Source organism: Kitasatospora arboriphila (assembly GCF_039528095.1).
Classification (GTDB): Bacteria; Actinomycetota; Actinomycetes; order Streptomycetales; family Streptomycetaceae; genus Kitasatospora; species Kitasatospora arboriphila.
Window position 1 is genome coordinate 238 of the sequence record NZ_BAAALD010000306.1, and the last position, 308, is coordinate 545.

Below are 308 nucleotides of genomic sequence, written 5' to 3' on the forward strand. Positions count from 1 at the left end.
CCTTTAAACTGTTTCCAGTTACCGCCGATTTCGTCTTTATTCATAATAACGTCCTCATCATTCGGTGGGTTTACAGCCCGTTTTGTGCCGGACATGGTATTAACTATAGATGAGAATGCTGGCGTCGATTCGTTATTCGGAATTTTTAACCATCGCACCGCGGGATAACGCGAAGAGGATGTTCCCGGCTTGCGCCACGCTGAGCCGGGCTATTGAATCGCCCTGTAAGCGTAGCGCGACCGGGGAAGGTCACGGCTAACGGCAATGACGGGAGGTGACTAACTACACCATGTGCCGCGGCGCCAGTG